This is a genomic window from Nostoc sp. (assembly GCF_036917415.1).
Classification (GTDB): domain Bacteria; phylum Cyanobacteriota; class Cyanobacteriia; order Cyanobacteriales; family Nostocaceae; genus Nostoc.
The window spans coordinates 22091-46668 of record NZ_JBALDJ010000062.1 but is presented as its reverse complement, the minus strand read 5'-3'; the positions used below and the strand labels follow the sequence as shown (position 1 = coordinate 46668).

Here is a 24578-nt window from a genome sequence, read left to right as displayed (position 1 = left end):
GCATAAATAAGCACAGACCACACATTCTTGTGTTGCCTGAAGATGATGCTAATCGTCAGATTGCAAACGGATTTATTCTTGATCTAAACCTCAATCGCCGCACTATTCAAGTCCTACCAGAGGCTCGTGGTTGGCAAGACGCTGTGGAGAAATTCACGAATAATTATGCCTCTACAATGCGACAATATCCAGACAGAATGATTGCTTTACTGATTGATTTTGATGAGGATAAAGATAGATTAAGTTATGTTAAGCAACAGATTCCAGATGATTTAGAAAATAGAGTATTTGTTCTTGGAGTCTTATCTGAACCAGAGAGTTTAAGGAGAGACATTAACAAGAATTTTGAAAAGATCGGAGAAGCTCTTGCAAAAGATTGCTCCGATAACACGAATGAATTATGGGGACACGATCTTCTCATACATAATAAAACTGAGTTAGAGCGTATGATTTCATCTGTCAAACCATTTCTGTTTAATTTGAAATAATGTTGGTGAATGGTAGATGTACAACTTTGTGCTGCAACGGGCAAAACCCAAATATCAGTAGTGATGCAAAGGGGATCTACCGCAGTTCAGCTTGACCGTTATACAATTACTATAAATACTCTCAGTGAATACTGTGCAATATATGTCTGACTTTTGTAATATATCTTTTCCGGAAACTGATTACCCTGCTCTGACTCTGCAACCCCATAAAAATTTGTCTGAACATCTCACGATTCAGAATTCACCTGTTTTATTTGGTTGTCGGACTGGTATTTGTGGTACTTGTTTGGTTGAGGTTATTGGTGATATTCTTCCTCCCCAACCTGATGAACACGAAATGCTGGAGACGTTAGCAGCTAATTATCCTTATGCGCGGTTAGCTTGTCAGCTTGATGTTATAGGTAATGTTGAACTTCGTAAGGTTTAGATGATGATTAAAAAAAACTAAAAGAGCAAGTATGGATTTGTGATATTGCCTCGCAAAAATTCGCATTATTGATATTTTTCAGTGAGATAGTTAACATAATCTACTTCAACATTTTCACTTGATATTTCTGTACCTTTTGCAATCCCTCGCAGTCGAGACAAATTACCCTTTTTCAATTCAGAACTAGTTTCTTGCTGTAGGGACTCCAAAAGGATCTGAACTAATGCCCAGCGATCGCTAATTGGTAACTGCAATGCCTGCTTTTGCAATTCTTGCAATGTCATTATAATTCTCCATCTGAGGCTATCTCACCTTTAATTGTAAATTGGTGCTCCTGGGGCGGTAAATACAGTAATGTTCTCTTAAGAGGTTGTCATAATTTAAATACGATCGCTCTCTCCCACCCACCATGCAATTTGCAGACTTTTGGTATATTGTCGCACTCAGCAAACAACTACAACCTAATAAGGTATTATCACGTAGCATTTTAGGAGAATGGTTAGCGATATTTCGCGGTGAAGATGGACAACCCGTAGCTTTGCGCGATCGCTGTTTACACCGCAATAGCCGTCTATCAACAGGTAAAATCTGTGATGGTGCTTTACAATGTCCCTATCATGGTTGGGTATACGACGGGGTTGGGAATGTTATTGCTGTTCCAGCCGAAGGAAATGACTTCAAACCTTCCCCACAGCGTCGAGCCAAGTGTTACGCTACCAAAGAACAAGATGGCTATGTTTATGTGCGGTTAGCCGATACCCCAAAGGTTGATTTTGAACCCTTTTCTATGCCTCACTACGGACAAACAGGATGGGAGACGGTACGGGTAATTAACCGTTTTGCTAATAATGTTACTAATTGTGCGGAGAACTTTATTGATATTCCCCATACGGCTTTTGTTCATCCTGGTGTTTTCCGTACTTCCCGTCAACAAAAGTTAGAGATGACTGTAGAACGGTGGAATGGTTCGGTTTTGGTGGAGTATCGCAACGAAAACAGTAATTTGGGATGGTACAGCCGTTTTTTGAATTTGCAGGGTGCAGAGATTAAACATAGCGATCGCTTTTATATGCCAAATATTACCTCTGTGGAATATAAAATGGCACAGAATCGCCATTTGTTCATTACCAGTCAATCTATTCCAGAAACCGATAATTCAACTCTAGTTTACACCGATGTCACCTACAATTATGGTATCTGGAATAAATTAGCACGTCCTTTTGTGCGGTGGACTGCTCAACACATTATCCGCCAAGACGTGGAAATTTTGGGTATTCAGGGGGAAGCGATCGCTAAATACGGGACACAATTTTATAATACGCCTGCGGACACAATTCATATATTTGTAGAGTCAATTATGACAGCTATATCTCGTGGAGAAGATCCGCGTTTATTGCCAAATCAATCAGTAAAAGTTACATTTTGGGTTTAAGAATAATTCGTAATTAATCAACAATATCATGTCCTGATAATTAGTTATGATTCCCACAGTCATTGCCCGCCACCCCTTAATCCCCTCCCCAGAGAATCGGCTACGGTGTACACACAAGAGAAAAACCCTCCAGATGATTGAAATATCCAAAAATCTGAAGAGTTGGTGTTTGATTTTCGCAATTTTGGTAAATTTTATGCTTTCCAAACGAAACTAACTATTTGTTTCCAATTTGAAAATATTCGCTGTCACTCCCAGACTTTCTTCAAAAAGTGACTCGTGACCCCAGCGTTGTACTTGCTGACTCAGCAATGCTTCCGCCTTTTGTTCAGAAAGTGAAGTCACCTGTTGAAACAGACCAGCAGATTGAGCGCCGCCGTGGGTTTCCATGCGCATACAACCACCAGTTTCCGAGCAAATTACTGTACCACAGTCTGCCTTCGGATTGGTCGAACTGAGGCGCAAAGCAATCAAGTCGCCAGCAATCTCACCCACATCAGCAAGGGGAACACCCGCTAATTCGGCTTCTATTTGCCGTTGGTCTTGGGCAATAAAGTTAATGCGAGTGATATCATAATCTCCAGTTTCCTTTTTATAGGAAACTGGCTGCCATTCTAGACGACTTGCCAACCAACCCAAAAACAATAATGCTTGTGCAGGGTTGCCTTTTTCGTAATCAATAGTTACTCGGTCAACTTCCCGAAGGGCAGCCCGACGATGAGGTGAGTCGTAAGCTTCAGCTGTCAATTCCTCCCATGCTGAGAGACGACGCCAGTTGAGGTCAGCCAGGGGAACCCCACTTTCCACCAATTCTTGGAGGTGGAGTAAATCACTTTCTGGCTCGTTAAAGCGGCAAGAATCCACAATCACATTATTGCAGACGTCTGCCAACCGCTTGAATAGAGTATTATTGGGGTCTGGTGTTGCTTTCCACCAAAGAAACTTTGGTAAGCCGCCAATTAACAAGGCTGGAATCATCCCCCCTACCCGTTCCAAGGCAGCAGCAGTTCCACTAAGAGTTATGTATTCGCAGCAAATTAGTGTACTTGACGATTGCTTTTGGATCGGGCAATAGGCAGAAACTTGAGCCTTGACCCCTTTATCTTCGCCAGTAATGGGAAATAGCGCAATGATGCGGCAAGGGTTGCGGAGGGCGATTTCGTCGGCAATTCTGGGGCTTGGGGCATTTAAGCTTAAGCTGGGAAGTTCAATAGAACCATTGTCTCCTGTAGCGCTGTTTCCTTGACGTTTGATGAATTCTTCTCTCAAGATAGCCAGGGTTTCAGGTGTTGCTGTTCCAGTATTTGGCAGTGCATATTTTGTCTGCACTTGCCGCAAAGCAGCTACCATCTGAGGTCCTAAAATGCCGTCAAGCGGGCCGTTGTAAAATCCCAAAGTAGCCAATAGATACTGGGTTTCTTCTGGTTCGTAAACCACTAAGGTAAATGTCGTGGCCCGAGTAGCAGCAGGAAGTCCACCGTCCTCGCCAGTCATACCGTAACTTTGCCAAATTTGATTCAGTTCCGTATCTATTTCGTTAAGCGAAATATCTTTTGGCGCCTGAAGTGAATAAATTGTAGAAGCTTGGGGAGCCATAGGAAATTTTGGATTTTGGATTTTGGATTTTGGATTTTGTCATTCGTCATTTGTCATTTGTTTTTACTAGTGACTAATGACTAATGACTAATATTTACAGTCTGCGCCAACGACGGCCATCCTGGTTAATTAAGAATTCTGCTTCTGCTGGTTCCCAGGTACCAGCTTCATACTGGGGAATAGTATTTGCGTCGGCGGGTGCATCCCAAACAGAAAGGGCTGGCGTTACCACCTGCCAAGCGGCTTCTACTTCGTCCGCCCGTGTGAACAATGTTTGATCGCCCATCATACAATCAAGGAATAAGCGATCGTAGGCATCAGATGTTGCTTGGATGCCAAAGGAACCATAACTAAAGTCCATGTCAACGGAACGGGTACGGAATTCTGCCCCCGGCATTTTCACATCAAAACGCAGGGAAATACCTTCATTCGGCTGAATCCGCATCGTCAAAATATTGGCGTTTGTCTGTTGGGCGGCAGATTGGAACATCCGAGACGGAACTTCGCGGAAGTGGATGGAAATCTCACTGACTTTTTTCGGCATCCGCTTACCAGTACGCAGGTAGAAGGGAACACCTTGCCAGCGCCAATTGTCTACCAAAAACTTCATAGCTACATAGGTGGGCGTTGTCGAGTTGGCATTAACGCCTGGTTCTGTCCGATACCCTGGCGCTGCTTCACCCTTCATCCAGCCAGCACTATACTGACCGCGTACTGCTGACCGCGACAGATTGTGAACATCAGCTAGACGAGTAGCTTGGAGTACCTTCACTTTTTCTGTGCGGATGCTGTCGGCATCCATTGCGTTGGGTGCTTCCATCGCCGTTAGGCAGTAAAGTTGCATTAAGTGGTTTTGCAACATATCCCTTAATGCGCCAACGCTTTCATAGTAACCAGCCCGGTCTTCCACGCCTACAGTTTCTGCCACGGTTATTTGCACGTGGTCAACAAATTGACGATTCCACAACGGCTCAAAAATCGCATTGGCAAAACGAAACACCAGCAAATTTTGGACTGTTTCTTTACCCAAGTAGTGGTCAATGCGGTATACTTGGTTTTCTTTGCAAAATTTCTGTACCACTTGGTTAAGGCTCTGGGCTGAAGCCAAGTCCCGACCAAAGGGTTTTTCAATTACTAGACGATGTTTGTAGGCATCTTCTAGCATCCCGGCGCTTCCTAATTGCTTAATCGCTTCGGGAAAGAATGAGGGGGCAACCGAGAGGTAGAACATACGATTCCCTCGCGTGCCCCGTTTTTCGTCTAATTCACTCAATAAATTTTTCAGTTTTTGGTAACCTTCGGGGTTGTCTATATCCCCAGGACTGTAGAACAGACCTTGAGAGAAATCTTGCCAGAGTTCCCCTAAATCGACATTAGGATGTGCCTCTTCCATGCCCTTTTGCATTTGTTGGCGGAAGTACTCATGGCTCCATTCTCGACGTGCCACACCGACAATCGTAGTTTCTGGGGGAATACGCCGTTCTCGCCGCAATTTATAAAGTGCTGGCACTAGTTTGCGCCAAGTGAGATCGCCAGAAGCGCCAAAAATGACAATAATCTGGGGTTCAGGCATCCTTTGTTGTTGCAGACCAACGCGCAAGGGATTTTCTAGCAGACTAACCATAACAATTTTGGATTTTGGATTTTGGGTTTTGAGATTGGGGACTGGGTATTAGGGACTGGGTATTGGGTATTGGGTATTGGGTATTAGGAAAATTATTTACCAGTCCCCAGTCCCCAGTCCCCAGTCACCAGTCCCTAGTCCCTACACTGGTGACAATACCTTGATCTTTTCTTCTAAAGAGTTCATCAAGGACTGGAAGGGCTGGATAAACTTGTCAATACCATCGACTAACAGTTCATCCATTACAGTATCGAGATCGATGTTGATGTCGGGATCTTTGAGGTTTTCGATCAGCGTGTAAGCATTTTCTACATCTGTTTCTAAGCGATCGCCTACGTTACAATGATCGGCACAAGCTTTTATCGTCGCTGGTGGTACGGTGTTGACGGTATCACGGCCAATCAACTCTTCAATGTACATTACGTCTCTGTAGTTGGGGTCTTTGGTGCTGGTGCTGGCCCAAAGTAGCCGCTGTACTGTGGCCCCTTTTTCTACCAAAGCTTTCCAACGATCGCTCTCGATAATTTTCTTGTATTCCTGGTACGCAATCTTAGCGTTAGCGATCGCTATTTTCCCTTTAACAGATCTTAGCTTTGCTTCCACGGCAATATCATCAACGCCTTTTTTCAACTTAGCATCAATCTTGCCGTCAATGTTGCTATCGATCCGGCTGAGGAAGAAGCTAGCGACTGAAGCAATTTTACTGATATCTTTACCTTCAGCCACCCGTTTTTCTAAGCCACGAATATAAGCCCAAGCTGTGTTGATGTAGCTTTCTACAGAAAACAGCAACGTGATATTAACATTCATCCCTTCGGCTATTACCTGCTCCACTGCTGGCAAACCAGGTTCTGTACCGGGAATTTTAATCATCAGATTTTCCCGATTAATTTCTTGGAAATAGCGTCGGGCTTCGGCTATTGTTGCTTCAGTATCATGGGCAATGGTTGGCGGTACTTCGATACTCACATAACCATCTAGTCTATTCGAGGCTTCATAAACAGGGCGTAAAATATCACAGGCATTACGGATATCTGCAAAAACTAAGGATTCGTAAATTTTGTCTATGGGTAAGCCAGCCCGAACTCCAGCTTCGATATCGCCATCATAAATGACGTTACCTGCGATCGCTTTTTCAAAAATCGCTGGGTTAGAGGTAATCCCAGAGATCCCTTGATTTTCAACCAGTTTTTTGAGTTCGCCTGATTGAATAATGTCACGGGTCAAATTATCCATCCAGATACTTTGACCGTATTGGTTAATTTCTAGTAGATGATTAGTAGCCATAGCCCTAAATTGTTTCACTCCTATATAGTGATGTTTCCAAGTGAAGTTGGCAAAACACATCAAATGTTGATGGTGACTTTTGAATTGTGGCGTTGCCAATCACTGATTGCATCGGCCAGTTGAGATAATCTTTAATACATCTTTAAAAAGTGCTATTCTGCATTCCCAATCCTAAATCACCATGATTAACTTTTAATTAATGCCAGATGCTAGATGCATCCTTGATACTTCTGTTCCCGTCTTCTAGTGCAGCATGGCAAAAATAACTATTCAGTCGAAAAAAGTTCAAAAAGCTTTATTTTGCTCCTGCATTGTGCCTTTTTACACTCATAAATGTCGGCAGAAATAAACTTACCATTTCATTACAGCCAGAAAGCCGAAAATTAAAGCATGAGTGACTTTTGACTTTTGACTTGCGGCACTAGTGTCCGTTTTGAATAAAAGACTCCACCTTTGCGACATCCTCTTTGCTACCAATAATTAAAGGCGTGCGCTGATGCAGTTTTTTTGGCACTACATCCAAGATATTTACCAGTCCTGTAGTAGCACGGCCGCCAGCTTGCTCAATCAAAAAGGCCAGAGGAGCCGTTTCATAAAGCAAGCGTAATTTTCCTTCTGGATTTTGAATTGTACCTGGGTAAAGAAACACGCCGCCTTGAACTAAAATTCTATGGATGTCGCTTACCATTGCGCCGCTATAACGAGCGCTGTAGCCTTCTGTGCGATGAACGTAACGAATGTATTCTCGAATCGATTCTTCCCACTGCCAAAAGTTACCCTCGTTCACGCTGTAAACAGAACCGTGGTTAGGAATGCGGATATTCTCTTCTGTGAGAATAAATTCTCCTAAGCTGGGATCGAGGACAAAAGAATGAACGCCTTTACCTATAGTATAAACCAACATCGTGCAGGGCCCATACAGGATGTATCCCGCAGCGAGTTGCTTACGTCCATTAGTGAGGAGATCGGTTGCCTTACCATCGCTATCAGTTCCTTCTTGTTGGCGAATGGCGAAAATGGAACCTAAGCTGAGATTATTATCAGTGTTGGATGAACCATCAATTGGGTCATACAGCAGGGTATAGCGACCAATGGGGCAATTTTCTGGGATATAGTAGGGTTTTTCCATTTCCTCAGAAGCTAGGCGACAAACTAAGCCGCTTTGCTTAAAAACTGAGATAAATACATCATTGGCATAGACATCCATCTTTTTGACGGATTCGCCTTGGACATTAACTTCCCCAGTAAATCCGAGAACGCCTTCCATTAAACCAGCGCGACTCATGCGACGAGCAACCAGTTTCCCAGCCAGGGCGATGCGATTCATTAGCGCACTTAAATCCTGTGCATCTGGCGAAAAACTCTGAAGTTGTTGGAGGACGTGACGAGATAAAGTTGTACAGTCACGATCTAAAGCTCTGTCTGTAACATCGTAGGTAGATAAGTCTAAAGATTCTGGCGCTTTAGCCATTTTTATGTTCTCCGCAGCCACTAGCTATTAATTGGATTTTAGTCATCTATAGCAACTTATAGTTGCTGCTTCTATCTTAGAAAGGTAATTTGATAACTTAGATGCGACTTTAGATAAACTAAAGAAATGAATCTTCAGTGACCCCTGCAACCCAGCGCGGTCTTGGGGTCTTCCCAAGTGGAGCGACTGGCGTGGGTTAGGAGGGATCTAAAAGTGCATAAAATCACAGTGAAATACTTTTCAAACAACCTCTAAGGCAAGCAATCTCCCCGGTTAACTAAGTACAATTTTGCGTAAAAGCGTAGCGTTTTTAATGCAGGGGGGCGCATTGGCATTGTATTGGGATGCAATGGCATTGCAGGGGCACGCATTGGCATTGCAGAGGGACGCATTGGCATTGCAGGGGCACGCATTAACATTGTATCGGGACGCATTGGCATTGCAAGGTATTGCCAAATTTAATTCACTACAAATTAATGAAATGCTGTACTAAGATACTTTTGGTTGCTGCCATAGGATGAGTTTCAATTCAGAGCAGTAGTAAGCCCGATCGCTGATTTGGTGTTCGTGGTTAGCTATCCAATCATAAATTTGTGTAGCTTTTGCTAATGCCACTTTTTCCGATCGATAAAGCTGAGGAGTAGGGCAGTAGGCTTGGCCATTGATGTGTATAGCTGCAATCTGCCAATAATCGCTCTCTGGTACAACTTCTAAAAACCCGTTACTGTAAGGCTGGATTATTCCTATGTTCATCTACAACCATCAAACTTTCTAAGATTGACCACAACAAAGCCGATACCAGCCAATTCTTCTGAGTCAAAGCTGGAATCACTAGGGAATGCAGTAGCACCCCCTGCTAATGATTTTGGGTTCGTAGTCAATGGAAATCTGAATTATTGGTCACTTTTTTGGCTTGATTCCGTTATTGGCAGCAATAATGGCAAAAGGGACTGGTCGGCGCGGGTGCATTGGGATTGCCCAAACTCAGAGTGTGGCTGGATAGATGATAATCTGTAGAGCGAATCGTAACTCTCAGTACTCACTCGAAATAACCGAACAAAAGGAGTAAATTCATTATGTCCCGTCTGTTAAGAGCGTGCCGACAGCGATTCTTGCGGAGTATCGCTTTTGCAATACTCTTAACTTTGATTAGTATAGGACTTACGCACAGGTAACGGAAAACGAACCACAGAGGACGCAGAGGTCACGGAGAAATGAGAGTTTGAAAGGGTTTTTGCGTAAGTCCTATAGTAGTTTAATACTTCCTGGGGCTACTTGGGCTGCTTCTAGCTTGGGAGTTGATAACGATCATCTTAGTTGTTGTCCGGCTTCAAACAACTGTGTTGTCAGTCAAAACGCAGATGCCAAACACGCCATTGACCCGATTCCTTATCATGTAGACCGCAATGCAGCTAGAGAAATCTTACTAAAAGTTCTCAGCGTTGTTCCCCGTACAGAAATTGTAGAACAAACAGATAATTACATCCACGCTCTTTCTAAAAGCCGCATCTTCCAATTTGTTGATGATGTAGAATTTTATTTACCTCCTAATGAGTCAGTAATTCATCTGCGATCGGCATCTCGTGTAGGAGAGTCCGATCTTGGTGTCAACCGCAGGCGAAGCGAGCAAATTCGTCTGGCTCTACGCGATTTAAACATTTGATTTTGTCGCTACTTGTTCTCATTTAACTGATAGAGATGCGATGGCAATATAGCGGTTCCCATTCAGATGCGGTACAAGATTAATCGCGAAGTGTAAGGGCACGGCAGTGCCGTGCCCTTACGGGTGTACCTCACTCAACCGAGAACGGCTATACCATTTAAAAATTTATACTTAGTAGGGAAATGTCAGACTATCTGCAATGATTGTGCTTTCCATACCTTAGTAGAAGAAGCGATAAAGTGCATTCACCCTGACGAATTTGGGGTTAATTGTTCTACTGTCATTTTCTGCAATTCATTTGAGCCAGCACTCATAATTGACAGTCCTTGCGTGACATACGCCAATGATGAAAAATAACGTCAAAAGTGTAGGCGCAACAACTAAGCCTTTGGCATTTCAGGTTACGTTTTCCGTTGCTATTTAGTAAATTATGGTAATATAAAAAGTCTTGGGCGATTAGCACAGGGGTAGCGCACATCCTTCACACGGATGGGGTCACTGGTTCAAATCCAGTATCGCCCACTTATACACAATAAAGTTTTCAGCTAACTAGCGTCAGTTTCTTAAATACGCCCCCCAGATTAAGATGCGCTTATAGGGGAAAAAGAATGGACGCTGCAATGCCGTATTAGAAAATACCACATTCGTAATTTATAAAGCCCTATTTTCTGATGTAAACAACAAAAAACGATATCGTCATAAATTGCGGGTTGAAATTTGCTTAAGATACGCTATGAGGTGCGTAAGCGTAGCCCGTCGTAGAAATCCTATCCAATTCCCAATGCCCTATGACCAACTACTTTCGCTCCAATGTTGATGCAATGGCTAGCTATGTTCCTGGTGAGCAGCCTCAACGCGGTACACAAATTATTAAACTTAATAGCAATGAGAACCCCTATCCTCCTTCTCCTGCGGCATTAGCTGTGCTACAGAATATTGATGGTGAATGGTTGCGGCGGTATCCAGAACCTTTTGGGGGGGAGTTTCGGCAAGCTGCAAGTAAAGTTTTAGAAGTTCCTAGTGATTGGATAATTGTCGGAAATGGCAGTGACGAATTGTTGAGTGTAGTAATTCGAGCTTGTGCAGAACCTGGGAAGAAGGTAGTTTATCCGATGCCTAGTTACGTGCTATATCGCACATTAACAGAAATGCAAGCGGCGGAAATTATTGAGATTCCCTACAGCAAAGACTACAGTTTACCTTTGGAAGAATTAGTTGCTGCCAATGGGGCTGTGACATTTATTGCGTCGCCCAATAGTCCATCGGGGCATCTGGTAGCAACAAGTGACTTGCGAAAATTAGCCAGCCATTTATCTGGAGTTTTAGCGATCGATGAAGCATACATAGATTTTACTGAAGAGAATGCATTAGCTTTGGTTAAGGAATACGAAAACGTCATCGTGATTCGGACACTATCTAAGGGGTACTCGTTGGCAGGATTGCGATTAGGCTTTGGGGTGGCGAATCCCAAACTGTTGCAGGGATTGTTTAAGGTTAAAGATAGCTATAACATTGATGCGATCGCTTGTGCAATTGGCACGGCTGCCATCACTGACCAAGCTTATAAAAATGCTTGTGTAGCCAAGATTAAAGCATCACGGACTAAGTTAGCAACAGACTTGAAACAATTAGGTTTTCATATCTGGGATTCCCAAGCTAACTTTTTGCTGGCACAGCCAAGAGAAGGAAACGCAGAATATCTCTATCAAAAACTCAAGGAACAGGGAATTTTAATCCGCTATTTCAAGCAGCCCGGACTAGATGATAAATTACGCATCACTGTTGGGACAGATGAGCAAAATCAGGCTTTAGTAGAGGCACTAACTACAAACCTTTAGTTATTCACACCCACTTAACTTACAGCACTTGAAAACTAAAGCTAAGACTTGCCCAATTATTCACATCCAAGCTATGTGAATCGGCTGCTGTGCCGTTCATATCTGTTTTGAGGGCACTAGCGTTATGTAAGTCCTGTAGCAAAGCTTGTACAACGTCTAAAGAATTCAACAATGGGCTAATTGGCCCTTCTTCGGCTGTGGAATACTTGGCAGGGTTCAAGGCGGCGAGAGTTCCGTTAAAGGGGGCTGTACTAAAAATCAGTTGGTGTTCGCACTCAGAAGCTGGCCCTGAAATCACCCATTCGGAAGCAGTATTAGTTTGGGGTAGGGTGAGGGTTTCACCTGGAGAGATGACGACTTGTTTAAGGACAGGCTTGGTGTCCGCAGTGTTTGGTTCTTCGGGGGTTTCCCAAGAATAGAAGGCGATCGCTGTATGATTATTGTTTAATCCCAGCAAGATTAAATATACTGGGCGATCGCTCTGGTTTTCTACCCGATATTGTATTTGACTACCGATAGGCACAATCGGAGTAGGAAGTAATTTTTGAATCGAAGTTTCTGTTTTGAAAGTTCGTACTGTCTCGCGCTGCATGATAACGCGAGGCGATATGTTGTTAATTATTTCTAAGGTTGTCTTGAGAGGCAAGCGGGAAGAACCTTGATTTTCTGTCAGTCGCCATAACTTAGCTGCTAACAAGGTTGATAATTTTGGCGCTAACTTTTGCACTGTTGATTTTACTGCTTCTCCTGCTTCCCCCGTGGCATTGGAAATTAGTTCGCCACTAAGAGAAAATAGACCATAGCGACTAGGTGTTTGCTGTAGTTTGGCAAATAGATAATCAGCTGGTTTTTCTCCTATAACTACGGTGGAGACATAGGGAAATGCAGCAAAGGCACTTGTAGCGTCTACGCGCTCAATTCTTTCCAATCCAGTATCTAAAGCAATTATTAAATGGATCTTTCGGGCTAAAACCCGGACTGCTTCTTGGACAAGTTGCCCGACTTGTAGGGATACACCTTCAATTTGGGAAATTTGCGCTTTTGCTGTTAACCCAGTCCGCGATCGCAATACTAATTCTTCTGTTGTTGTTGCTAAGGTGAATCGAGAATTAACTCCGTAGTATAGCAGCACTTGTGGCGGTAATCCTGCTAACCACAGATGGACTGTTTTGCCGTCTTCTTCAATTGCTGTCACTGCGCCTTCTGCACCAATAATACCGTCTGGCGATAGAGACGTTAGATGTTGATTTTTTTGACTGCTTAATAACGCTGGTTGCTGTTTACTACCCAATTTGGATAGAGAATTTTCCATATAGGAGAGGGCGACTTGAATTCTGGTAGTTGGGGTGAATTCCCACAAATACTGCGTCAAGGCGTAGGTAAATAACCCAGCACTAAAACCAGAAAAGAGTTCTTCCCTCGCCGACTGTTTGGGATTTGAGGTAGCTGCTAAAACAATCGGCGTGCTGGGTAACTTCTGAGTTTTAAGTTGTTGGAGAAAGTCGAGTTCTTCTGCTGCTAGCTTTGCTACTGATTCTGGAAGGGCGCGACTTTTTAATCCTAATACTGGGGTTGGCGCATAATAGCTAGTATCTAATACTGCTGTGACTCGATCTGTAGAGAGCGAGCGCAATAATAGCAGTAGAGTTTCTTCTAATATATAGTTGACTATTTTTTCATCTTGTGATCTGAAACTGGCATTAGCTGACACCAGAGCATTTTGCATTATATCTGGCGATGTCTCCAATTTGACACGGCTGCCATAACCGCTAAAGTGAAAGACGATCAGATCATCAGGTTTAGCTTGCTTAACCAAGCGATCCAAAAAAGCCGTCTCAATGAATTCCCTACTAGCTTCTTCCTCAGTTAAGGTTAGAATATCTGACCCTTGGAAGCCAAAGCGATGAATCAAAAGTTCTCTTTGTAGTTCCACATCCGTCAGACAACCACTGAGGGCTGGGGTTTTTGGGTATTGGTTAATACCTATTAACAATGCCAACTTACGCGGACTGGGTTGTGCCAAAGCTTGATAATAGCGATTTCCCAAAGACAACCACTCAGCTTCAGTTATCCCCAATATCGCGAGTATTGAGCCAATTCTCTGTAAAAACGTGCGACGTTTCATAATTAGCTATCAGCCCTCAGCTATCAGTTAGCAGCTTACAGGGCTGAACTCTGTATTGTAAAGTTATAAAAATGTGGGGAGTGGAGGGGCAGGGGGGCAGGGGAGAATAATTTATAACCAATGCCCAATGCCCAATGCCCAATGCCCTAAGCCGTTACTTCTATCCGCATTGCCCGCGCCAACTCTGCTGCTACCTCTGGACGGGAAAATTCTGGTGGAGGTAATTCACCTCGCCGCAGCATTTGCCTAACTTTTGTGCCTGATAGGTGAATGCGTTCTTCTGGCCTGCTGGGACTGGTTTTAGATGTTGCCATCTGCTTAGTGCGCGTGCAGTAAAAAGCGTGTTCAAATTTCATCGGCACAATGCCTAATTCACTTGGCGCAAATTCATCAAAGATATACTGAGCATCGTAAGTGCCGTAATAGTCACCGACACCAGCATGATCTCGTCCAACGATAAAGTGAGTACAGCCGTAGTTTTTGCGGACTAAAGCATGGAATATAGCCTCACGAGGCCCAGCATAACGCATTGCAGCTGGATTAATTGCCAAAGTTACCCGGTCTAAGGGGTAGTAATGTTCTAGCAAAATTTCATAGCAGCGCATCCGCACGTCAGCAGCAATATCGTCCTCTTTTGTCGCCCCGACTAATGGGTGCAAAAATAGACCATCAACGATTTCTAAGGCGCACTTTTGAATATATTCATGGGCGCGGTGGATGGGGTTGCGAGTTTGAAAGCCGACGATGGTTTTCCAACCCTTGTCTTGAAATAGTTGCCGTGAGGCAGATGGATCGATTTGGTAAGTGGGAAACTGGGGATGAGGTTCGCGTTGCAACAACCAAATATCACCCGCCAGATTTACAGTACCTTGGTTATAGAGTACTTGCACGCCAGGATGATTGACATCATTAGTACGGTAGACTTTTATTGCTTCGCGGATTTTGTCGTAGTGATATTTTTGCGTAAGTTGCAAAACTCCGATAAATTCGCCTATCGAGTTATCCAGACGGATTAAGCCGCCTTCTAGCAACGGTGAAGCTACTTCTTCACTGACCGATAGTGTAATCGGGATTGACCACACAAGACCGTTAGCTAATCGCATTTCTGTCACAGTGCGATCGTAGTCTTCCTGGTTCATAAAACCCGTCAGTGGACTAAAAGCACCGATCGCAATCATTTCTAGATCGGAAACGGCGCGATCGTCAAGTTGCACTCGCGGCAAAAAGTCAGCTTTTGAGAGAAACTCTGCCCTTTGTTCTGGTGTGGCGATACGGTTAACCAACTGTCCACCGTGGGGGGCTATGGCATCTAGATTGTGACTCAACGTAATCCCCTCTTTGTATTAACTGTTATTGTTTCAGATTATGTACTAACTTATCAAATGCTGGTACTGAGAGAAAAAGAGTTTGGGGAATGGAGGAAAATTTTGCAACTAGCCTGTAAGCGATCTGATTAGGTTACGCTAAAGCTAATCCCGCCTCAAGTTTGAGAATAGTTCCTTTATAAGGAAAATGCTTATGACTGCTGTATCCCCCGTTGTTAAACCTGTTAGCCAAATGCGGCTAGCACCTGGTAGTACAGTGTCTATTCAAGATATAAGCTGGCAGGAATTCGAGTCTATTTTGCAAGAACTGGGGGAAAAGCGATCGCTACGAGTTGCTTATAGCAAGTCTACGTTAGAAATTATGGTTCCTCTACCCGAACACGAAAAATCAAAGGACTTAACCCTCTTCTATCACTTTGGGGAAAGAAAAATAAATGTAGGTTGGGTTGAACAAAGTGAAACCCAACTTTTCTAAGGTCTTTGGGTGTTGGGTTTCGTTCCTCAACCCAACCTACGTCTAAATTGATAAAAGTCATGAAAAATAAGGGTTTTAGGTTTTTATCTACCGATAGTGATTAAAGAGGGTTAATTTCGGATATTGTAAAAATCTTGGTGAAGATCGCCGGAAAAAGTTATGAACCCTTTGTTTCAACCACCTTTAAGCGGGAAAATATAGCGGGGGTAGAACCAGATGCTTGCTTCTACATCCAAAATTACCAAAGAATGATTGGTCGTCGCAAACTGGAACCAAACGATCCACCTGCTGATTTGGCAATTAAAACAGATGTGACATCAAAAATAACTCTTGATGCTTACGAAGCGATCGCTGTTCCAGAACTATGGATTTACGATAGTAAAAAGCTGAGAATTTATTTACTCAGAGATGGACATTACATCGAATCTGATAACAGTCTTAACTTTCCAAATATCCCTCTAACTCAAATTATTGCCGCTACAGTTGAACAAGCTTGGCAAGTAGGAACCGTACAAGCTTTGAAAGAGTTTGAAGGGGCATTAGATAGAAGTAGTTTTTGATAGAGAGTACGTAGATTTAGTTCGCCGCAGGTATCGCTTCTGCTCATTGAGCCAAGTATGGCAATAAATGGCATAAATTGCCATACAATAATATTATGAAGGAAAAATTAGGGAAGTAGTGCGAGTGAAAAGTATAAATATATCTCTCCCTGATGCGATGCGGACTTATATAGAAGAGAAAGTGGCAACTGGTGGTTATAGCAGCGTCAGTGAATATTTTCGTGAGTTAGTGCGCCAAGACCAAAAGCGTCAAGCGGCTGAACGTTTGGAAACGATGCTTTTAGAAGGTCTAAATTCTGGGAATGCAACTGAGATGACTCCTGACGATTGGGAAGACATCCGCCAAGCTGTGCGCGAAAGAATCGCCAAGCATAAAGGGTCAAATCAAGGTTAATGAGCGATGTAAGCAAACGACCGCAAGTCATCCGCGACTTGATAGAATTAGCGACTTATATTGCAGAAGATAACTTGGAAGCTTCAGATAGGTTTCTTGCAGCAGCAGAAACAACTTTCAAACAACTGGGTAAAATGCCAGGAATGGGAAAATCTTGTCAATTCTATCATCCCAATTTAGCTGGTGTTCGACAGCAAGCAAGAAAAGGATTTAAAAAGGATCTTATTTTTTATCTGACTTCGGATTCGGGTGTAGAGATTCTTAGAGTCATTTATGGCGGACGAGATATCGAAGCAATCTTGGATGAAGATTTAGGAGAGAATGACTTGGAATAATAATTACGAATATTTTACTGTGTCACTTTTAGGATGAACGAGCGCTGTTCCAGAACTATGGATTTACGATAGTAAAAAGCTGAGAATTTATTTACTCAGGGATGGACATTACATCGAATCTGATAACAGTGCTAACTTTCCAAATATCCCTCTAACTCAAATTATTGCCGCTACAATTGAACGAGCTTGGCAAGTAGGAACCGTATAAGCTTTGAAAGAGTTTGAAGTGTCATTAGATAGAAGTGTTTTTTGATTTTATTCGGTTATTTTAGGGCTGAAAATATTTAATTTATATTCTAAAACTATTTTGTATGCATTTAAAAACTTTCGCGAGAACTGAATGAGAGGCTTTCAGGCAGTTCTGGATCAACTTTCAAATGTCTTGGTACTCTTACGGCTTTTATTTGTTTTTCCACATCTTCAGATATAAAATTGGCGCTTTTTAAGGCATTAGCTAACGCTTCTGTGCTGACCTAAGTTTATTTGCCCATTCAATACCTTTTTCAGAAGTCCAAGCTCGACAATCTGGAATTTTCTGTAGAAATTCTGGTGGCATTAAATAATCGGCTGCAAAGTTGTTGGCTCTCTTTTCAACATCTTTCTTTTTGTCAGTTTTCAAAGAAATAACAAATTCCTGCAAGTTGCGTAACAGCTTAGGATTTGAAGAGTTAACTTGACTTGAATTTTGGGAATTATTATAGGAACCGCCAAAATCCATTGTAAAACAACATTCAGGTAAGTAATAGTGTTTAAATTGATTGCTCGTATCCCGGACTATAGTGTTGCCAGTTTAATTTATGAAGCTCCTGCCACAGTAATTTATCGAGCATACTCCAAGGCTAACGGAGACTCAGTTGTAATCAAACTGCTCAAAGCAGATTATCCTACTGTCAAAGAGATTGCTCAGATCAAGCATGAATACGAAATTATCCAAAACCTGAATATTGCAGGTGTAATCAAAACCCATAAATTAATCAATTACGACAATGGCTATAGTAATGGTCTAGCAATGGTTTTAGAAGATTTTGGCGGAGAATCTTTAAAATATCAGATATCTACCACAGGGTTTGAACTTACAAAATTTCTCAACATCGCTGGTCAAATTACTGAAACATTAGGAAAGTTACATAGTCACCACATTATCCATAAGGATGTTAAGCCTGAGAACATTCTTTATAACCCCAATACCGAAAAAATAAAACTGATTGATTTTAGCATTGCTTCGCTGCTGTCAAAAGAAAGCCCAGAAATCAATAGCCTTAACCTGCTAGAAGGAACACTGGCTTATATGTCGCCAGAGCAAACCGGACGTATCAACCGAACCTTAGATTATCGTACGGATTTTTACTCATTAGGCGTGAGTTTTTACGAAATGCTGACGGGTCGGCTTCCCTTTCACAATGCTCAAGACCCAATGGAGTTGGTGCATTGTCACATTGCAAAAATTCCAGTGCCTCCTCATGAGGTTAATCATAATATACCACCGGGAATTTCTGCGATCGCCATGAAACTCCTGAGCAAAAATGCTGAAGATCGCTACCAAAGTGCTTACGGATTAAAGGCTGACCTAGAGAAAGCAATGCTTCAACTGGAAGCAAAAGGAAGGATTGACCTTTTTAGCTTAGGTGAGCAGGATTTTTCGCATCAATTTCAAATAGCTCAAAAACTTTATGGTCGGGAAGTAGAAGTGGCAGCTCTTATGGCTGCCTTCGAGAAAGTTAGCCTTGGTTCGAGTGAAGTTGTATTAGTAGGGGGATACTCAGGTATCGGTAAATCCTCACTAGTTAACGAAGTTCATAAACCGATTGTACGGCAACGAGGTTATTTCATCGGTGGCAAATTTGACCAACTCAAGCGAGATATTCCTTATGCTTCTTTAATTCAGGCATTTCGAGAATTGATGCGGCAACTGTTAGCTGAAAGCCAAGTCAGAATTGAGGTTTGGAAAAATAAATTGCTACAAGCATTGGGAGTTAACGGTCAGGTCATTATTGATGTTATCCCTGAAGTAGAACTGATTATCGGGCAGCAACCGCCTGTACCGCAGTTGGGGGTTACTGAGTCTCAAAACCGTTTTAATCGGGTATTTAAGCAATTTATCCATGCCTTTACTGCTGCGGATCATCCCTTAGTACTGTTTTTAGATGACCTGCAATGGGCAGATGCTGCCTCTTTGAAGCTGGTCGAGAATTTGATGACTGACCTTGAAAGCCAGTATTTATTGATGATTGGGGCTTACCGAGATAATGAAGTTAGTCCTACCCATCCGCTGATACTAACGCTAGAGGCAATTCGAGTATCTGGGGCAACCGTTGAAGAACTGCTCTTGAAGCCATTAGCAGCACCTCATATTACTCAACTGCTTACTGACACATTCAATTGCGAATCATCTCAGGCAGAACCTTTAGCTAATTTGCTACTTCAAAAAAGCCAAGGTAATCCCTTTTTCTTGACTCAGCTATTAAAAGTATTGCATCAAGATAATCTCTTGACATTTGATTACCGTTTGGGTTTATGGCAGTGGGATTTTAACAAAATTCAGTCACAAGCCATTACCGATAATGTAGTCGATTTAATGGTGAATAAAATTCAGAGACTATCAGAACCAACCCAGCAAGTTTTACAATTAGCTGCTTGTGTTGGTAATCGTTTTAATTTAGAAATTCTAGCAGTAGTAAACGAAAAATCTGTATCAGCAACAGCAGTTGATTTATGGTCAGCTTTACAGGCGGGATTAATTCTTCCCTTGAGCGATACTTACAAAATTCCTCAGTTATTGAATCAGTCGGAATTGGAAATATACTGTGATAATGCGGTACAAGTTGACTATAAGTTCTTGCACGATCGCGTTCAGCAAGCTGCCTATTCTTTAATTCCAATCGGTCAGCAACAACAAGTACACCTGAAGGTTGGAAAATTACTATTACATAATACTGAAAAAGCCCAGTTAGAGGAGCATCTTTTCGAGATTGTCAACCATTTAAATGCTGGAGAATCATTGATTATTGAACCAGTAGAAAGATACGAAATGGCAGAATTAAATCTGAAACTAGGTCAGCGAGCAAAATCATCTTCAGCGTTTGTCACTGCTCTAAAGTTGTTGAAAACAGGGATAAATTATTTAAATAGAAATAGCTGGCGAGATAAATATTTACTAACGTTAAATTTATATTTACAAGCTGGAGAAGCAGAATTTTTAAATGGAAGATACGAGCAAGCTTTGCTGATTTTTGAGCAGACTTTCAGCCAAGTTGAAAATACTCTTGATATGTGTCGAGTAAATGAATATCGGATTATGTGTTATCGCATGGAGAATGACTTAAACTCCGCTTATGAAATTGGGTTAAACACCTTGAAGCTTTTAGGTTTTGAGTTTACAGCTTATCCCGATGATGCATATCTGTTGGAAAAACTTAATCAAACAAAAGAAGTTATTGGCGATCGCTCAACTTTCAGTCTGGCAGAACTACCACAAATGCAAGACGAAGAGAAGTTAATGGCTCAACGCATCTTAAAAGAAGTTTGGCCTATTGCTTACTTTTTAGGATCTAAAGCGTTGCATATCACATCTATGAACATAACTCAACTTTCAGTTCAGTATGGCAACTCACCGATTTCGGTATTTGGCTATATGCTGTATTCCTTCAACTTGGTATTTCACTATGGTGAGGTAGATTCAGGTTATGAGTTTGGGCAGCTTTCTCTTCGACTTCATGAAATTATGAGAACGAAGGAATTAGAAGCGAATATTTTGAATATGTGGGGAGGTTTAATCTGTCATTACAAAGACCATATTAGCCTAGCAAAACCTTATTTATTAAAGGGATTTAATAGCGGTTTAGAAACAGGTTCTTACCAATGGTCTGGTTATTGTTCAGTTAATTTTTTATGGCAATCTTTGTTTGGGAATGAATCTTTAGAAAAAACCGCAGAAATAGCCGAAGATTTTATTCCTACCCTCCGCAAGATTGACAAAAATATGTTGAACTACCATCTGCTGGCTATGGAAGCGATCGCTAACCTAACTAAGCCAGCAGGGAAGATTGATCAACTTGTTGGAACTTGGGCAGATGAACGGCAAGTGCTAGAGTTTGCGTTAGTATCTTCGGATATGTTGAGTGCATTTGTAGTTTACATCTATAAACTTGCGCTCTGTAACTGGTATGGAGAGTATACCAAAGCTGTTGAGTATGCAGAGAATGCAGAAAAATTTGTTGGGGGATCGCGAGGAATTTTTATTAATCCTGTTTTCTACTTTCACCAAAGTATTGCTTTGGCAAGAGCTTATGCTGAGGTAGATACAACAACTCAAGTCATTTATCTGCATAAACTAAATGTCAACCTGGAAAAATTCCAGCAATGGGCAATGCACTGCCCAACCAATTATCAACACAAGTTGCTGCTGATTCAAGCTGAAATTGCTCGGATTTATCAACAAGATTATCAGGCTATGGAGTTGTATGACAAGGCGATCGTCTCTGCTGCCGAAAACGGTTATTTACAAAATGAAGCCTTGGCAAACGAACTCGCATTTCGATTTTACTTGGCGAAGGGCAGGAAAAACCTTGCAAAAGTTTATCTTACAGAAGCCCACTATCGCTATTTGAAGTGGGAAGCTATGGGTAAAGTCCGGCAACTAGAGGAACAATATTCTCAATTTTTTACAGATACAGCAGCAGAAGCCGCTCTTCGGGGTACTCCTACAAACCCAATCAGAGATATTTCTGAAGCTAAAACCCAAATTTTAGATTTAAGCACAGCAATTAAAGCATCACAAGCACTGTCGAGTGAGATGGAGCTAAATCGGCTGCTGGAGAAGATGATGACGATCGCGATCGAGAATGCTGGTGCCCAAATGGGTTATCTACTTGTTAAACGGGAGAACCAATGGCTGATTGAAGCTGAAGGAAGCGTTGATCGAGACCAAGTGATAGTGCAATCATCCAGCCTGGTTCAAGTAAAGCATAAAATACCAGTTTTGCTGATTAACTATGTTGAAAGAACAAAAGAAAATTTGGTTTTAGACGATGCTAGCCACACAGAGCGTTTTGCCAGTGACAACTATATTGTTGCCAATCAACCCAAATCAGTTTTGTGTTCGCCTTTCGCTCATCAAGGTAAGCTAACCGGAGTTCTTTACTTGGAAAATAACCTCACTACTGGAGCCTTTACCGCAGAGCGACTAGAGGTACTCAACTTATTGACTTCGCAAGTTTCCATCTCTATAGAAAATGCTCGGCTCTACACAAATTTGCACATATACTCCCAGGAGTTAGAGATTTCGGAAACACAAGCGCGTCAGAAAGCAAAGGAGCTAGAGCAGACGCTCGATGAATTGAAGCTCACCCAGTCCCAAATGGTGCAAAGCGAAAAAATGTCTAGCCTGGGGCAGTTGGTAGCAGGTGTTGCTCACGAAATCAATAACCCAGTCAGCTTTATCTACGGCAACCTTACTTACGTCAATAATTATATCAAAGACTTGATGAGTGTAGTACAACTTTATCAGCAGCAAAACCAGAATTTACCACCTAAAGTTCAGAATGAAATAGATGCAGTTGACTTAGATTTTTTAATGGAAGACTTACCTAAGCTGTTGGCTTCAATGAAAGTGGGAACCGATCGCATTCGCCAAATTGTATTATCTTTACGAAACTTTTCCCGCCTAGACGAAGCTGAAGTCAAAGCCGTTAATATCCATGAGGGCATTGATAGCACCCTAATGATTTTGCAAAATCGGCTTAAAGCCCAACCAGACTCTTTGGGAATTCAGGTAATACAGGAGTACGGGAACCTGCCACCCATAGAGTGCTACCCTGGGCAACTGAATCAGGTATTTATGAACCTGCTCGCTAATTCAATTGACTCTTTGGAAGAATTTAACAAATATCGTACTGATGCCGAGAGAATACGTCACCCAGGCATTATTACAATTCGTACTACTGTTGAAGGTGATCTTGCTGTCATTCGCATTGCTGACAACGGTTGTGGGATCTCTGAAAATATTCGGCAGCAACTATTCACACCCTTTTTTACTACCAAACCTGTTGGTAAAGGAACTGGTTTAGGACTATCTATTAGTTACCAGATTGTAACTAGTAAGCATCAAGGACAGTTAGAATGTGTATCGGTTTTAGGACAAGGGGCTGAATTTCTTATCTCTATCCCCCTTCAGGCAAGACTAAAAGCAAGAAGTGTCTAATCTTTACATTTAAGCAGATCCCCTGCTTTCACATAATACTAGCAAATAAATTTTCGCGGAAGCATTACAGCTGCTGCGTCCTGGGGGTTATATTGCATTAGTAGATAGCAATCCTAAATCTCCTGTAATCCAAAACCTTTCACCTATCCTCTTTACTTTAATGACCTGAGTTCGACGCTGATGAGAAGGGGTGGTTTTGGCAGAAGCCAAAATAGGGGTAGGGTTCAACTAAATTGTTCAATTATTCCGCCACCTAACACTTTTTCCCCGTCGTACCACACTGCTGCTTGTCCGGGGGTGATGCTAATTTGGGGTTCATCAAACACCAAACGCACACGGGAATTTTCCAACGGAATCACCGTCACTGGTGTAGGCGTTGAACGATAGCGAATTTGCACTCCGGCATGAATTGGGGTTGATGGTTCAGCAATAGAAACCCAGTTTACCCGTCCGACAGTGCATTCTGGCTGAGTTCCCTTAGTGCGATCGCCTACTACTACTTTATTATTTTCCGCATCTAATTCAATCACATACAACGGTTCGGCAGCAGCAATCCCCAAGCCTTTGCGCTGGCCAATGGTGTAGTGATGGACACCATCATGCTGTCCCAAAACTTTGCCTGTAACATCGACAATATCGCCTGTTTTGGGAGCTAAATATTTATCCAAAAATGCCCGCATGGAACCGTTACTTTCCACTAAGCATAAGTCTTGACTTTCTGGCTTATCAGCAGTTTTCAGTCTGTATTCAGTTGCAATCCGGCGAGTGTCAGTTTTTTCTAGTTCGCCTAGAGGAAATATCGTTGCTCTTAGTAAATCTTGAGACAAATCATAGAGAAAGTATGACTGGTCTTTGTTGCGGTCAACAGCCCTTAATAATTGGTAACGTCCAGTTGCTTCGTCATAGCTAATTCGGGCATAATGACCGGTGGCAATGCGATCGCATCCCAATTCTTCACGAGCATACTGCACCATTGGCCCAAACTTCACCGTTTTATTGCACTGGGAGCAAGGCAAAGGCGTAATTCCAGCACTGTAACCAGTTACCAGGTAATCGACAATATGCGTCTGAAAGACATCCCGAATATCGACAATCTGATGGGGAACGCCCAATTGTTCACAGATATCAGCCGCGTCGATCATACCTTCAGAGCAACATTGACCTTTGCCTTTCATTAGCCAAAGAGTCAAACCAATCACTTCATAGCCCTGATGGTGCAGGATAGCTGCGGCGGTGGAACTGTCAACGCCACCAGAAAGACCAACGACGACTTTTTTCATACAAAGCACGACACGATAGCTGCGTGGTTGTCCAATTGTAACACACACTCTTCAAAGCC

The 24578-nt window shown here is 42.4% G+C and carries 21 protein-coding genes, 1 tRNA gene and 1 pseudogene; 13 read left to right on the top strand and 10 right to left on the bottom strand.

Going from position 1 to position 24578, the window contains the following annotated elements; translation table 11 throughout:
* The first annotated feature begins 29 nt into the window (after positions 1-29).
* Complete coding sequence (locus tag V7K41_RS12320; protein ID WP_334848456.1) at positions 30-488, top strand: hypothetical protein; 459 nt, start codon at positions 30-32, stop codon at positions 486-488.
* A 214-nt stretch (positions 489-702) separates the two neighbouring features.
* Positions 703-915 carry a 2Fe-2S iron-sulfur cluster-binding protein gene (locus V7K41_RS12315; protein ID WP_334848454.1) on the top strand — a complete coding sequence of 71 codons (213 nt, stop codon included), beginning with the start codon at positions 703-705 and terminating at the stop codon, positions 913-915.
* Positions 916-980: 65 nt separating this feature from the next.
* Here V7K41_RS12315 and V7K41_RS12310 read toward each other — a convergent pair whose 3' ends face one another.
* Entirely contained in the window at positions 981-1199 is a 219-nt protein-coding gene (locus V7K41_RS12310) for a hypothetical protein (protein ID WP_334848451.1), read from the bottom strand.
* A gap of 125 nt (positions 1200-1324) precedes the next feature.
* Here V7K41_RS12310 and V7K41_RS12305 point away from each other — a divergent pair, with 125 nt between their 5' ends.
* Positions 1325-2347 (top strand): aromatic ring-hydroxylating dioxygenase subunit alpha, encoded by a 1023-nt coding sequence (locus V7K41_RS12305; protein ID WP_334848449.1) that lies wholly within the window; start codon positions 1325-1327, stop codon positions 2345-2347.
* A gap of 213 nt (positions 2348-2560) precedes the next feature.
* Here V7K41_RS12305 and opcA read toward each other — a convergent pair whose 3' ends face one another.
* From opcA to V7K41_RS12280, 5 genes are all read right to left on the bottom strand, one after another.
* Positions 2561-3943 (bottom strand): glucose-6-phosphate dehydrogenase assembly protein OpcA, encoded by a 1383-nt coding sequence (gene opcA, locus V7K41_RS12300; RefSeq protein ID WP_334848447.1) that lies wholly within the window; start codon positions 3941-3943, stop codon positions 2561-2563.
* Between the two features lie 94 nt (positions 3944-4037).
* Positions 4038-5567 carry a glucose-6-phosphate dehydrogenase gene (zwf, locus tag V7K41_RS12295; RefSeq protein ID WP_334848445.1) on the bottom strand — a complete coding sequence of 510 codons (1530 nt, stop codon included), beginning with the start codon at positions 5565-5567 and terminating at the stop codon, positions 4038-4040.
* A gap of 141 nt (positions 5568-5708) precedes the next feature.
* Positions 5709-6854, bottom strand: coding sequence for a transaldolase (tal, locus tag V7K41_RS12290; RefSeq protein ID WP_334848443.1), 1146 nt, complete (start codon positions 6852-6854; stop codon positions 5709-5711).
* 421 nt (positions 6855-7275) lie between these two features.
* The gene (gene fbp / locus V7K41_RS12285; protein ID WP_334848441.1) at positions 7276-8325 is read right to left on the bottom strand and encodes a class 1 fructose-bisphosphatase; all 1050 of its coding nucleotides are present in this window, start codon (positions 8323-8325) and stop codon (positions 7276-7278) included.
* A 489-nt stretch (positions 8326-8814) separates the two neighbouring features.
* Entirely contained in the window at positions 8815-9078 is a 264-nt protein-coding gene (locus tag V7K41_RS12280; protein ID WP_334848439.1) for a hypothetical protein, read from the bottom strand.
* A 24-nt stretch (positions 9079-9102) separates the two neighbouring features.
* Here V7K41_RS12280 and V7K41_RS12275 point away from each other — a divergent pair, with 24 nt between their 5' ends.
* From V7K41_RS12275 to hisC, 4 genes are all read left to right on the top strand, one after another.
* On the top strand, positions 9103-9342 hold the full coding sequence (locus tag V7K41_RS12275; protein ID WP_334848437.1) for a hypothetical protein: 240 nt from the start codon (positions 9103-9105) through the stop codon (positions 9340-9342).
* A gap of 217 nt (positions 9343-9559) precedes the next feature.
* Entirely contained in the window at positions 9560-9988 is a 429-nt protein-coding gene (locus V7K41_RS12270) for a DUF1499 domain-containing protein (protein WP_334848436.1), read from the top strand.
* Between the two features lie 450 nt (positions 9989-10438).
* A tRNA-Val gene (locus V7K41_RS12265) sits at positions 10439-10510 on the top strand.
* A gap of 266 nt (positions 10511-10776) precedes the next feature.
* Entirely contained in the window at positions 10777-11826 is a 1050-nt protein-coding gene (gene hisC, locus V7K41_RS12260) for a histidinol-phosphate transaminase (RefSeq protein WP_334848434.1), read from the top strand.
* 19 nt (positions 11827-11845) lie between these two features.
* Here hisC and V7K41_RS12255 read toward each other — a convergent pair whose 3' ends face one another.
* Together V7K41_RS12255 and sat are read right to left on the bottom strand one after the other, a co-directional pair.
* On the bottom strand, positions 11846-13951 hold the full coding sequence (locus V7K41_RS12255; protein WP_334848433.1) for a caspase family protein: 2106 nt from the start codon (positions 13949-13951) through the stop codon (positions 11846-11848).
* A gap of 146 nt (positions 13952-14097) precedes the next feature.
* Positions 14098-15276 (bottom strand): sulfate adenylyltransferase, encoded by a 1179-nt coding sequence (gene sat / locus V7K41_RS12250; protein WP_334848431.1) that lies wholly within the window; start codon positions 15274-15276, stop codon positions 14098-14100.
* Positions 15277-15469: 193 nt separating this feature from the next.
* Between sat and V7K41_RS12245 the strand changes: the two genes are divergently transcribed.
* From V7K41_RS12245 to V7K41_RS12230, 4 genes are all read left to right on the top strand, one after another.
* Complete coding sequence (locus tag V7K41_RS12245) at positions 15470-15751, top strand: hypothetical protein (RefSeq protein WP_334848429.1); 282 nt, start codon at positions 15470-15472, stop codon at positions 15749-15751.
* 137 nt (positions 15752-15888) lie between these two features.
* On the top strand, positions 15889-16311 hold the full coding sequence (locus tag V7K41_RS12240; protein WP_334848493.1) for a Uma2 family endonuclease: 423 nt from the start codon (positions 15889-15891) through the stop codon (positions 16309-16311).
* A gap of 124 nt (positions 16312-16435) precedes the next feature.
* Complete coding sequence (locus V7K41_RS12235) at positions 16436-16705, top strand: type II toxin-antitoxin system ParD family antitoxin (RefSeq protein ID WP_190896190.1); 270 nt, start codon at positions 16436-16438, stop codon at positions 16703-16705.
* On the top strand, positions 16705-17040 hold the full coding sequence (locus tag V7K41_RS12230; protein ID WP_334848427.1) for a type II toxin-antitoxin system RelE/ParE family toxin: 336 nt from the start codon (positions 16705-16707) through the stop codon (positions 17038-17040). The genes V7K41_RS12235 and V7K41_RS12230 overlap by 1 nt, the downstream gene beginning before the upstream one ends.
* Positions 17041-17494: 454 nt before the next feature.
* On the opposite strand, the gene V7K41_RS12225 is transcribed toward V7K41_RS12230, so the two are convergent.
* Entirely contained in the window at positions 17495-17758 is a 264-nt protein-coding gene (locus tag V7K41_RS12225; protein WP_334848426.1) for an ImmA/IrrE family metallo-endopeptidase, read from the bottom strand.
* 27 nt (positions 17759-17785) lie between these two features.
* Between V7K41_RS12225 and V7K41_RS12220 the strand changes: the two genes are divergently transcribed.
* Positions 17786-23239, top strand: a complete 5454-nt coding sequence (locus V7K41_RS12220; RefSeq protein WP_334848424.1) for a trifunctional serine/threonine-protein kinase/ATP-binding protein/sensor histidine kinase — start codon at positions 17786-17788, stop codon at positions 23237-23239.
* A 49-nt stretch (positions 23240-23288) separates the two neighbouring features.
* A pseudogene (locus V7K41_RS12215) lies at positions 23289-23402 on the top strand (class I SAM-dependent methyltransferase); the annotation flags it as partial.
* Between the two features lie 61 nt (positions 23403-23463).
* On the opposite strand, the gene mnmA reads toward V7K41_RS12215, so the two are convergent.
* A complete protein-coding gene (gene mnmA / locus V7K41_RS12210) occupies positions 23464-24519 on the bottom strand; it encodes a tRNA 2-thiouridine(34) synthase MnmA (protein ID WP_334848491.1) in 1056 nt (351 codons plus the stop codon).
* Positions 24520-24578: the final 59 nt, after the last annotated feature.